This window comes from Psychrobacter sp. CX97 (assembly GCF_057396285.1).
On the sequence record NZ_JBXYJE010000009.1, the window covers coordinates 1 to 13,541 of the forward strand.

6 protein-coding genes are annotated in these 13,541 nt (G+C 42.5%); 5 read left to right on the forward strand and 1 reads right to left on the reverse strand.

What is annotated here, in order from left to right; translation table 11 throughout:
• The coding region (locus AC2SLL_RS08435) for a Calx-beta domain-containing protein (protein ID WP_486531252.1) at nt 1–5,771 on the forward strand (5,771 nt) is incomplete at its 5' end.
• A 351-nt stretch (nt 5,772–6,122) separates the two neighbouring features.
• On the opposite strand, the gene AC2SLL_RS08440 is transcribed toward AC2SLL_RS08435, so the two are convergent.
• Nucleotides 6,123–7,397 carry an SIP domain-containing protein gene (locus AC2SLL_RS08440; protein ID WP_486531253.1) on the reverse strand — a complete coding sequence of 425 codons (1,275 nt, stop codon included), beginning with the start codon at nt 7,395–7,397 and terminating at the stop codon, nt 6,123–6,125.
• A 214-nt stretch (nt 7,398–7,611) separates the two neighbouring features.
• Between AC2SLL_RS08440 and AC2SLL_RS08445 the strand changes: the two genes are divergently transcribed.
• From AC2SLL_RS08445 to AC2SLL_RS08460, 4 genes are all read left to right on the forward strand, one after another.
• Entirely contained in the window at nt 7,612–8,376 is a 765-nt protein-coding gene (locus AC2SLL_RS08445; protein WP_486531254.1) for an ABC transporter ATP-binding protein, read from the forward strand.
• A gap of 1 nt (nt 8,377) precedes the next feature.
• Entirely contained in the window at nt 8,378–9,517 is a 1,140-nt protein-coding gene (locus AC2SLL_RS08450; protein WP_486531255.1) for an ABC transporter substrate-binding protein, read from the forward strand.
• Nucleotides 9,504–11,615, forward strand: a complete 2,112-nt coding sequence (gene fhuB, locus AC2SLL_RS08455; RefSeq protein WP_486531256.1) for a Fe(3+)-hydroxamate ABC transporter permease FhuB — start codon at nt 9,504–9,506, stop codon at nt 11,613–11,615. The genes AC2SLL_RS08450 and fhuB overlap by 14 nt, the downstream gene beginning before the upstream one ends.
• Before the next feature lie 565 nt (nt 11,616–12,180).
• A complete protein-coding gene (locus tag AC2SLL_RS08460; RefSeq protein ID WP_486531257.1) occupies nt 12,181–13,530 on the forward strand; it encodes a diaminobutyrate--2-oxoglutarate transaminase family protein in 1,350 nt (449 codons plus the stop codon).
• Nucleotides 13,531–13,541: the final 11 nt, after the last annotated feature.

Genomic DNA, 13,541 nt, shown 5'->3' on the forward strand with positions numbered 1-13,541 from the left:
GTCAAACCAACCCAAGCAATGACGACACCACGGTTAATGTCAAACTAGGCAATGACAGCAGCATTGAGCCTGCCGACATCGACAAAATAGAATATACCGATGTCGACGGTAACGCCGTAGTACTGACCGACCCTGCCGACATCGCCGACTTCTTAGAGAACGGCACAACCGTCTTAATTCCTGCAGGAGAAACCAACGCCCCCGTCATCAAGCTCACACCAAAAGACGACGACATCTATGAGCAATCAGAAGACGTGGTTCTGGAGATCAGCAACCCAGTCGGAGCTGACCTAGGCGCCAGCACAAAAGACACCGGTGTCATCAAAGACGAAGCCGATGCAGACGGCAACCCAACCGAGGGCGACAAGCCAGAAATTGGAATTGACGTAATAACAGATACAGCGACAGAACGCGCTGGTGACTCGTTAGTATTTGAAGTGTCTATCACTAATGGCAAGACCAGTGAAGAAGACAGTATTGTTAATGTTAAACCAAATAACGCTGATGGTGTAAGCGCTGACGATATTGGCACAATCACCTACACTGATGTAAATGGTGATGTTACTAGGCTTACAGAGTTAGCTGATATCCAAAACTTCTATGACAATGGCATTGACGTTCTTATTCCAGCGGGTAGTGACAAAGCGCCAGAAATTATTATCACACCTAAAGATGATGACGTTTATGAGAAGTCAGAGGAGCTGCAACTGGATATCAGCAAGCCTACTACAGCTACTGATGAGCAGATAGGTTATGACATCACAGATCCAGATGCGACAGGCAGAATTCTGGATGAACCAGCTGATGACGGCACACTAGAAGAGGGTGACAAGCCGACAGTTAGCATTGATGCTACTAAAGATGAAGCCACTGAGGGTGCTGGTGATACTCTAAACTTCAAAGTGTTTATTGATAATAATAAAACCAGTAATGAAGCTCTAATTGTTAATGTTAAACCTGAAAAAATGCAAGACCCAGCTGTCAGTGTGGATGATATTGAGCAAATAACATACACAGATTCGAGTAACAATCCTGTTACTTTGACAACAGCTGCTGAAATTCAGGACTTCTTTGACAATGGTGTAGAACTATCTATACCAGATGGTTCAACAGAAGCACCAGAAATTATTATCACTCCAAAAGATGATTCATTATCAGAACAATCAGAAGTTATCAAACTAGCTATTTCTAAGTCTGATGCGACTGATACTGGATATGATATCAATGTTGATAATGATACTGGTACTATTCTAGATAACGATCAGGTTGATATTACTGTTTCAGAGGCTACAGCGATAGAGGGTGACAAACTAACCCATACTATTAAAGTTTCAGAAAGTGATAAAGACGAAGTTTATGACTTCACGATTGTAGATGGTACTGCTACCGTAAACGAAGATTACTATGCTGATGTTGCCAACTTAGAGTTCACTAATGGTGTCACTTATGATGCGACAACAGGTAAGATAACTGTTCCAGCTGGTGTTACTGAATTTAAAGTAAGCTATCCAACTATTGATGACAACTTAGCTGATGATGGCGAAACTACTATAGTAACGGTCTCTAAAGATGGAGAGTCAGATTCTGGTACGGGTACTATCAATGACGAAGACGGTACAGACCCAACCAATCCTAAAGATGGTGTAACTGTTGAGCTTACTGGTGCAACAAACGTTAATGAAGGTAAAGAAGCGACTTATAAAGTCACTATCAGAGATGAAGATGGTGAGCCAATAGTAGCAGCTGAAGATATGACAGTTGATATTACCTATACTTATAAGGCGACTGGTAATGACTTAACTGCTGATGCTAATGATGTAGTAATGACAACGACAACGGTAACCATTCCTAAAGGCACTTCTTCAATAGAATTCACTGTTGACGCAGAAGATGACTCAATGTATGAAGGTAATGAGACTTATGAAGTTTCTATTAGCAATCCTTCAGCTGGTGGATTTGAAGCTGCGACAGTTGATACTAACAAAGATACTGTTAGAACAACTATTGTAGACAATGATGAGAAACCTAAACTCACAATTAATGATGTTAAAGTGGAAGAAGGTAACCCAGATCCTAGTGATCCGAACGCAACAACCAAGCTCACCTTTACAGTGACACTCACAGGTGAAGCTCAAGAAAACGTAACAGTAGACTGGAAGACTGTTGATGGAACAGCAACAGCTGCTAACGACTTTATAGCCGCTAACGACACATTAACTTTTGATCCAGCAAACAGCGTGACTGATCCTGTAACTGGAATTGTTACACAGACTCAGGAAGTGACTATTGAGGTAACAAGAGATAGAGTTTGGGAAATCGCGGAAGTATTTAATGTAGAGTTATCTAACGCAAGTGATAACGCCGTTATTGAAAAAGCGAAAGGTATCGGAACTATCACTAACGATGACATCACAGCTAACGACGATGCAAACGTTGCTAGTGAAGAAGGTGGTACTTTTACACTTGTAGATGATGGTGGTACACCTAACGACATCACTGACGATACATTTACTCAATCTGAGAAAACTGTAGATGCAGTAGGTAACGTTATTACAGGTGGAAGTGCTAATGACGCTGCTGATGACAAAGATGGAAGCCCAGTTAAAGTGACTTCTATCAGAACGGGTGCTGATGAAGGTGCTGGAACAGAAGAAACCGTTTCTGGTACAACAACCATTGCTGGGTTGTACGGTACCTTGACGATTGCTGCTGATGGATCTTATACCTATAAGATTAATAATGAGCTGGAAGCAGTGCAGAAGCTAAATCAGAAATATACGGATAATGAAGGAAATATAGTTGAAGCGACAACACTAACGGACAGCTTCAATTATACTATCGGTGATGGTACGACGCTTGAAAATGGTAATTTACTTGAAGATATTGCTAAGCTAGATATTACTATTCAAGGTACTAATGATGCACCGCAAATCCTAGAGATTACTTCTACTCGCGTATCAGAAGAAGGTTTAACGGCTGCTACATCTGCTGATGATGGTATTACAGATGACGTGAGCTACAATGAAGCTGATGTTGTGTTTAAAGATGCTGTCAACAGCGAACTGACCGCTGAATTACAAGCTGTTAAAACTGCAAAAAATAACCTTGCTTCTGATCCATTTAATCAAGACTTTATTGATGCGGTCGCTGTAGCAGAAGAGGCTTTAAAAGCGGCACGAGCAATTGCTGAAGAGAAGCATAAAGAGCTTAAAGATGATCAAACAGACTCAGCGATTGATACAGGTGGCATTATTACCTTTACAGACGTTGATAACTTTGATCCAAATGACTTTACCATTGAGCCAACAGGCCCAGACGTTACTGTACAAGGCAATGTTGTATCGTGGGAATGGATACCAGCTGATAGAACGCTGAAAGGCACAGCAACAGTAGATGGTAAAGACGTTGAGGTTATGACTATCGAAGTTGGTGAGAGTTCAATTAATGTTAATGGCAATTATGAAGCACCATACTCGGTTACCTTGCTACATGCTATAGATCATCCTAAGAATGATGGTGAAGATGTACTAGAGCTAAAATTTAATACAGTTGTTAATGATGGTATTGATGGCTCAATTGCCATGCCTATAAGTGTATTTGTTGAAGACGATCGACCAACAGTCGCTGAAGGTAAATCGCCAATATTATTGGAGCCTGTAACATCCAATGTGCAAATAGTGCTTGATACTTCGGGCAGTATGGGTTTTGATGCAGGTATAACTCAAGAATTCCCCATATTTGACAGTAATGGAGAGTTGGTTATATTAAGTGATTTATCTACTGATGCTATTTATAATGCAGGTATAAATGTATATACAGCTGAAGGTGATATAGTATATGATGCGAATGGTTATCCTGTTCTATACTCAGTTACATTTGATGAAAATAACATTGGGGACATTGCTTTTTATGAGCGTAACCTTAACCGCCTAGAAGCGGCACAAAATGCCATACTTGAAATGGTTGAAGCGTATGAAGACATAGGAAGTGCCAAATTTCAGTTCGTTGAATTTTCTACTGATGGTTATGATGTCAACGGTAGTCAATGGTTGACGGGTAAGGCAGCTATAGATATTTTATTTGATTTTGTAGTTGGAGGAGGCACTAACTATGATGCGGCGCTTCGTGAAGCAATCAATCAGTTTGATAATGCTGGGGCAATTGCTGATGCAGACTATAACCGTACTTACTTTTTGACCGATGGTGAAGCTACCTTTGGTATGTCGGATTCAACAGTTCGAGATAGTTATATTACACCTGGCGGCTTTACTAATTTTTACAACAGGTCTGATGATGATAGCAGTGGGATTTTTGGTACAGTTAGGAATGGTTCAGGTAATGAATATGCGCCTAATCCTGATAATGGTATTCAAGCAGATGAAGAAATACAATGGACTGACTGGTTAACTTCTGGTAGTACGATGGCACCAGAAGGCATTACCGCGTTTGCCTATGCTATGGGAGACCCTAACGATGTTGATGCAACCAACCTTGATCCTATAGCCTATGATGGGGTTAATGGAGAAAACTTGAATGGTGAGCAAGCAGACTTTAGTATTCTATCGCAACAGCTATTAAATTCATTACCTAACCCTCTCACAGATGATAGATACTTAATTAGTGGTAATGCTCCAGACTTTATAGGGGGATTAGGGGCTGATGGTGGCGATTTTGTTTCAGTAACTGTTGGCGGTATAACATATGAGTATGATAAAGAGACTAATACAGTTACTGCTGATAATGGTTCGACAGTTATTTATGACCCATCGCAGCATTTGCTTACACAGAAGTCAAGCCTTACTGGCGGTATATTTTATTTGCACTTTGATGACGGAGTGAAACCTGATGGCACTGCATATAGTAAGGGTCAATATACCTATCAAACAGCACCGACTATTTTAGGGTATAAAGAACCAATTTACTTTAATGTGCGTGATGCTGATGGGGATCTTGTGGCATCAGAACAATTAATTGATGTCTATCGTTTAACAGCCAATAATGATTTTATCATTACAAACCAAGTTGAGACTGTTAACATTGATGCCTTAACTCTAATGGCTAATGACAATACAAGACTTGCTACTGAGTTTAATGGTGCAACTGACTTTGAGCCAATAGCAGTTGGTTCAATTGTAGATGCTAATGGAGTAACCGTCACTTATAATGCAGATGGTATTGCTAAATTTAACTATAAGATTAGTGATGGCGGGTTCACTACAGAAGCTATTGCGACTGTTAAATATGTAAATACCCTTCAATTGCTTGGTAATAATACTGATAATGTGATTATCGGTAGTGATGATTCAGATGATCAGTTATATGGACGTAGTGGAAATGACGTCTTACAAGGTAGGACTGGTAAGGACTACTTAAATGGCAATAATGGCGATGATACTTTAATCGTAGATTTTGAAGATGCTCTAATTGATGGTGATGCTGGTACAGATACTCTTAAATTCGATTCTTATGTTGGAGATGAGGATGTGACTGGATTCTTAGGCAGAGTTACCATACGCGATATTGAAATCATTGATTTAGTGGATATTTCTTCACAGACTTTGACTCTTACTGAAGCGCTTGTTGAAAGAATCACTAAAAATGCGGCAGGCACACCAGGTGATACTTTGTTTATTAATGCCAATGATCAGGATACAATCAATCTACAAGGATTTACAGAGAGCGCTAACAGCGATCAAGCAGGTTACAATATGTTTGAAGCTGGATCAGTTAAAGTTTACTTGGACATTGATAATACGCCAACGATACTATAATAATTAACTTAAAATTAATAAAAGCGTCTCCTTAGGGGGGCGTTTTTTTCTATAAACTAAAAAGTAAGGTTTAAAATGTCTTAATAATAAGTTGATAGTCTTAGACACAAGAAAGGCTTGCCGTAATACGGCAAGCCTTTCTATATGATCTTTTTAATAAATTTGGTGCGCCCAGTATTAACCACATTGTATAGATAAGTTGTTGATTATTAATTAAAGGTTTAATATTTTACTATTTTGCTTATACCAACAAATATACCAACATAAATCCCATAGCTTATATATTGTTAATAGCCAAAGCCCGTTAATAGCCAAAGCCCTGTTTTATACTGAATAAAGCATACATCCGCTCTAGCGGCGCCAATACACCTTAACAACTATCTCTGAGCGTGTCAGCCCCAATCTTGACTGTAATAGTCGGCGTAGCTGTTTGGTGGTGCTGGCTTCAAGAGCACCCCATACTCGGTTTATATGGGTGGGATTTTCATTTAAATAATTTTCCAAACAGGCGTCAATACGCCTAGCCAATGTCTCAAATTTACCCTCATTCGTCTTAAGTGGCAAGATAATTGGCCTATCGGTTAGAGCATTGCTAAAGTCGACTTGTTCAAGGTAGTCCTGATCTGCTGGGTCTTGGGTGACACAAATAACCAATGGTGGCGTGGGCTGTGTCCAAAGCTCTAATAACCTAGCCACTGTTGGTATTGATGTTTCATCAGCAATCAATAGACAGCGTGTTTGACCGTTATTGCTACTGATTTTTGCATCAGTTGTTGAAAGGGTGCTTGAGCCACCACCAAGTGCACCAAGATGAGCGAGTTTTTCTGGGATTTCACGTTTGGTCTTGATGATGTCTCCTGCTTGCAGTGCCATTGCCCAGTTTCCGCCTGGTGTATCGCCATGAATAAAAATATCAATCCATGCCAATGGTTTACCAGAGTCTAACTCATTTTGGTATGCCTTACGCAAGGTGTAATAACAGTGCTGGCGAACTTTGCTTTTTTTGGTAGCCTGGTTTGTTATTGGCTCAAATGAGACAGGGTCAAAAGTAGCTAAATCAAACAAATAAGCATAACCTGCTTCTTGAATCAGCACCGTATCTACTGAGCACGGGTAATGGTAGGGGTCATTGTGTTGCTTATGCTGCTTATCCTGCTGGTTGTCTCCAAGGGGTTGTGATAATGGGCTTATGACCAAGCGCAGCATATTCTTAGTGACATAATAGCGCTCTTTTACCTCAAAATACTTATCAGTTAACTTGATGGTTCTTTTACCAATTTGTTTATCCGCTTTTTGTTTAAGAAGCACAAATTGTAGAGGTAGCTCCTCTATATTCTCGATAGGGGCATCAAAGGCAATAAAATAAAGGTGCTCTGTTTCGGTATCGGTGGTCAGTTGTACCTGAATATCAAATCCTTGCTGATAGATTTTAACTAACTTTATAGGGGCATTTTGTAGCTGCGATGGGTCAATGTGATGGAACACACGTATTAAATCAGACAAATCTTCAGTGTGCTCTTCATTAATATGACCAAGGATATGTTGTGCATCGGGGTGATGGATAGGTGTCAGCGAGTGACGCTGACCATCTGAGGGTTTATTTAGGGAGTCGATGGTTTTGGTCATACAATATCTCGATGAGCGTGTGTAGAGGATCGTCTGTTATTTGTTTAATTATAGTAGATAATGATTCTCATTACTACAAAGGCATGGTGTAATGGGGTAAAGGTCATTTAATAATGAGAATTGTTTTTATTAACATTCGTAATGTATAATATAATATTTAGATGAACATATCTCGTATCGCTTTATTTTTCCTCACTTTAAATACGGCAATTTTATGTTACAAGCCCAAGAGCTTTCTATAACTCGTCAAGACAATACGCTATTACATGGTATTCATTGCCAGATTACCCCTAACCAATTGGTGGCATTAATTGGACATAATGGATCGGGGAAAACTACGTTCATTAAAGCGTTGGCCGGAGAGATGACACCCAGTGCGGGGTCATTAAGTCTGGATGATATGCCGCTTAATGCTTATGACAGTAAGGATTTGGCAAAAAAGCTGGCCTATTTGCCGCAGCAGCTGCCTGATGCTGCTTCCTTTACCGTCAGTGAGCTTGTGATGTTAGGGCGCTATCCGCATCAAAAATGGCTACAAAAACCCAGCAAAATAGACCGTGACAAAGTCAATGAGGCGATGCGCTTAACCCAAGTGGTGCCTTTTGCTGATCGTATTGTTTCTACCTTGTCAGGCGGGGAGCGGGCACGGGTGTGGTTGGCCATGTGTTTGGCTCAAGATACGCAGTATTTGCTATTGGACGAACCACTGGCGGCATTGGATATAGGCTATCAGATAGAGGTTATGGCGCTGATCAGAGAGCTGGTAAATATCCAAGGCTTGGGTGTGGTCATGATTGTGCATGATATTAATCTTGCTGCTCAATATGCAGACCGTATTGTTGCGCTCAAAGCAGGACAGATATGCCACGATGATACGGTGGTCAATATCATGCAGCCACACGTGCTAAAAGATATCTTTAATGTGGATATGCAGCTATTAACCCATCCGATTAACGGTCAACCTGTAGCAGTGGTGTAGTATGAAAGTCCGCATGTATTTCCTCAAAAAGAAGCTATCTATCCCTAATAAAGCTGCCTCAGCTACGCCAACTGTCTTTACTCGCTGTCTCACAAAAGCTACTTTTATTCCCTCTATTGCTACCAAATATACCGCTATTAAACAGCTGCTCACATTTGGCTGTGCTGCTCTGATATTAACAATAACTGGCTGCGGTCACACCGATCAAGCATTAGAGACTGCGCAAGCACAGCCGAATGCTCATGCAGTAGCTTCTGCAAATGCAGATACGACTGATGAAGCAAACAATCATTTGGCCTCCTCTCTTCATGTGGTGTCACCTGATTGGGGTGTAGCCGCCACGCTGACCGCCATGGGGCACCCACCAATTGCAACTGGGGATACCCGAGTATGGGATCAATGGGTTGATGAGCCTAAACTACCAGATTCTGTGCATGACTTAGGCATACGCTACCTACCAAATGCTGAGCTTGCAGCGCAGCTGGCTGTCGATTTAATTATAGATAACTTTTTTTATGAGCACTCACGTGGGGTGTATGGTAATGTCCCAGCCCAGTCGGTTATGTTTGCCAGTCAAGATGACACTGCTCAGTGGTCTGATTATGCAGAGCCGACACGTGAGCTTGGCACGCTGATTGATAATCCAGCACAAGCAGAGCGTTATATCGATGAGAGTCAGCGGCGTATTGAGCAGGCAGCAAAGAAACTCCAACAGCGATACCCTGCGGTCAAAAAGTTTGCTGTCGTTCAGTTTGTTGATGCCAATAATATGCGGATGTATGCAAACAATAGCTTATTTAATGCGGTGCTCAATCAAATGGAACGTCAGTTAGTAGCACTGGATAAAGGCAATGACTGGGGGTTTGTGCCTATCCAAATGGGGGATCTTACCCAGCTTGATTCTGATGTGTGTTTGTTGGTAATTAGGCCACTTAATCCAATAACGCAGCACCAAATACAAGACAGTTTGGTTTGGCAGCGTTTGGGCTATGGTGCCAATCCCAATACCTCCACCAATAGCCGCTGTATGACTATTTTGCCGCCGATATGGATTTATGGTGGTATGGCATCACTCACAAGTCTGGCAGAAAATCTTGCCTCAGCAACTTTAGTTGGAGGCCGCACGCATGACATCAAATAATCGTCAACCTACCCCCAATAAAACTCGGCATACCTCGAAAAACACCTCTCAAAAGTGTCAACCGCCTCAAAAACAAGCAATGGCAGATACCACGTTTACCGCCTCATCTTTATCTTCAGCGGTAGAGGTTAAGCATTGGCGGGCTTGGGCATTATTACTGTTATTGCTGCTGGGCATTGGTGCTAGCAGTGCTGTTTTAATCAACACACTGTGGTCACTGCCGTTAATGGATCTGTTCAAACCAAGCTTTGTACTTGATGTTGCGGATATGGCAATACAGCTAAAACTGGTTGCGACCAGTTTAGTGGCTTTATTGGCAGGGGGTCTGCTGGGGGTGGTCAGTGTGTTATTACAGCAACTGGTAAAAAACCCGCTGGCCTCTGATACCACTTTGGCCATTGGTACAGGCGCTCAATTAGCCTTATTGATTACTACCTTATTTGTGCCAAGCTTGGCTATTTATGGCGGTGTCTGGATTGCCTTTGTTGGAGCTCTCTTTAGCTTAGGCTTGGTATTTAGTTTGTCGGCACCGAGTCGTTTTAATCCGCTGATATTGGTTTTAGCCGGACTGGTGGTTAATATTTTATTGGCATCTATAGCCAGTACCTTGGTGCTGTTTTTTACCGAGCGCAGTGTGGGTGTGTTGTCTTGGGCGGCAGGGTTTTTGACTCAGAATAACTGGCATACCAGTATGAAGCTGTTAATTTCAGTCGCCGTATTGGCAGCTCTGAGCGTGCCTTTATTAAAGCCATTAACGCTGATGAGCCTTGATGATATGCAAGCGAAGCGTCTGGGAGTGCCTATTAATGCTTTGCGTTTGATCGTGATTGGCATCTCTGCGGTTGTGACGGCGCTGGTCATTAGTGAAGTGGGCCTGATTGGATTTATCGGTCTGGCTGCTGCCAGTTTGGTCAATGCGTTAGGTATTGCTCATATTGGGCGTAGATTGATTGCAGCCTTTGGGTTCGGTGCTTTATTACTTTGGCTCACCAGTAATGTAGGGCTGCTTTTAGAGCCTGTACTAGGTATGCCGATACCGGCAGGCTCTATCACTGGTATTTTAGGTGCACCACTGATTATTTGGCTTATTTTACGTCAAAGACGTCAAGGTGTGGCGCCGATTACTCCTATGCTAAGCCCGCAACGCAAAGCCATTAACTGGCATCTCTGGACAGTGGGATTACTGCTGCTAATTGCTGTTGTAAGCGTATTGGTAAAAGATATCTCAGGTGTTACCTTGAGTACCAATTGGGCGTTAACCAGTCAATACCGACTGCCGCGCACCTTTAGTGCTGCTGCTACTGGGGTGATGCTAGCGACAGCGGGGGTTCTATTACAAACATTAACCCGAAACCCAATGGCCAGCCCTGAAGTGCTTGGTATTAGCTCAGGTGCGGCTTTAGGTGTGATTACTGGGTTTTTATTATTACCTATGTTTGGTGTTAAAGCAGGCGCACTGAGTTTGGTCGGTTCGGGACTAGCAGGGGCGTTCTTAGTGTTGCTGCTGATTATTTGGCTGGCAAGCAAAGTCACGCCTGCTTATTTACTACTAGTCGGTATTGGGATTGCCGCTATGATGGATGGCGTAATGAGCATGGTCAAACTCTCCGGTGATCCAAGGCTTGAGGCGATGCTCAGTTGGTTATCTGGCACGACTTATAGCGCTAGTCCAGAAACCGTTTGGTATTTGATTACCGCCGCTGCGATTCTCCTAGTGCTGAGCATGTTATTGATTAAGCCCTTACGCGTATTAGGGCTAGGCGAGCCGGTTGCCCGCAGCTTAGGCGTTAAGGTTACCGCTTATCGGCTGTCACTATTAATTGTGGTTGCTGCGCTTAGTACGGTCAGCACCTTGGCGGTAGGGCCGTTGAGCTTTATTGGACTGATGGTGCCTCATTTAGCGACCTCTTTGGGCGCTGTACAACTTGAAAAACAGTTGCCATTGGCAGCGCTACTGGGAGCAGGGGTAATGGTGCTGGCCGACTGGATAGGCCGTTATATCATCTTTCCTTATGAGCTGCCGGCTGGCACTATTGCCGCCATTATAGGGGGGCTTTACTTTATATGGCTCATTCGCCGCAGCACGGTACATCCATAATGACAATACCTAACCAAAAGCCTAAATGACCGTGCCGATAAGATAGCACGTAGCGACCGCAGTCTTACCAAAAATAACACTGCGGTCGCTGACAATCGCAGATTTTAATAAGGTAAATGGGTAATTCCATCTAGCTTAAGATTTAGCTTTAGATTCTCTTAACTTGGGTTTCTTACCTGACGCTTGCTACAAAAATTAGTTATTTAATATCAATAATTTAGCAGGGGTTAATACGTATTATTTTTCTAAATAAATAATCCAATTTTAGGTTGACAGCAGATTTAATGTCAGTAAGAATATAGCTATCAAACGATAATGATTATCATTATAAATAAAAAGAGTATTTATGATTGTAATCGTAAATACTCTTTTTAGTTTGCGCTGGTGACTATCTCATTCTGCAATCTATCTGCTAGAGCACCTGCCTTTTACATTGATATTTATTTTGAAGGCATCTACTTGTAGCAACGGATAAACACACGCTTGGTATTACGCAAAACTAGCGTATAACTTATTTGCAAATGACTTGTAGGCTTAAGTTATTCAAAACCATAAGGGCTTTATTATGTATCTTTCCTTCTCAGCAAAAAAAAGAAATAACCAGAATTATTTAAATCGTCAGTATCAGTTTGAGTCTGAGGTGCTAAGTTACCCTCGCAAACTACCTTTTGCTATTGAGTCGGCTAAAGGGGTCTGGATTACGGATGTTGAGGGGAATAAATACATCGATTGTCTGGCAGGTGCCGGTACATTGGCACTGGGACACAATCATCCCGTGGTTATCCAAAGCATCAGGCAGTTGCTCGATAGTGACATGCCCATGCATACACTAGACATAACCACGCCATTAAAAGATGAGTTTAGTGAGTTCGTCTATAATCTTTTGGCAACCGATGACACGGAGTATTGTTTACAGTTTTGTGGTCCTACAGGGGCAGATGCGGTAGAAGCAGCGATTAAACTTGCCAAAAAGGTAACGGGACGATCAGGCATTATTAGCTTTAGTGGCGGCTATCACGGTATGACACATGGCGCCTTAGCCGTCACAGGCAACCTAAGCCCCAAACAAGGGGTCGAGGGGCTAATGGGGCAGGTGCAATTTATGCCTTATCCCAATATATACCGTAGTGCATTTGGACTGCCGCAGCCGCAAGATTTAGAAGCTCATATGGTCTATTTTGAGAACTTCTTGACGGATGTTGAAAGTGGGGTAACAAAACCTGCAGCAGTTATCTTAGAAGTTGTACAAGGGGAGGGCGGTGTTAACCCAGCGCCGATTGAGTGGCTAAAGCATGTTCGTCAAGTGACCAAAGCACTGGATATCTTGTTGATTATAGATGAGGTACAAACCGGATTTTGCCGTACAGGTCGCTGGTTTGCTTATCAACATGCAGATATAGATCCAGATATGGTGGTGATGTCAAAAGCCATCGGCGGCGGGCTACCTATGGCTGTGCTGGGCATCAAAAAACAATATGACCAGTGGCAAGCGGGCAACCATTCTGGAACCTTTAGAGGCAATCAATTGGCGATGGCGACAGGGCTAGCGACCTTAAAGTATCTAGAGCAAAACGATATGGCAGCGAAAGTTGCGGCCATGGGCTCAGCATTTATGACGCAGCTGCAGCAGCTACAAAAGCAAGAGCCACGCATTGGTAATGTGCGGGGTAGAGGGTTCATGATTGGCGTGGAAATTATTAATCCCAAGCAGCCCAAACAGGCTGATGGCAGTCATCCTGCTGATGGAGAGACAGCAGCACGCATTCAACAGGCATGTTTCAAGCAAGGTTTAGTGATTGAAAAAGGGGGGCGTATGGGCTCTGTACTGCGCTTCTTGCCACCTTTAACCATTACTGACTCAGAGCTTGAGCAAGTGTTACAAAAATTTCGCGCCGCGTTACAGGCCACCCACTAATACACAAGGGG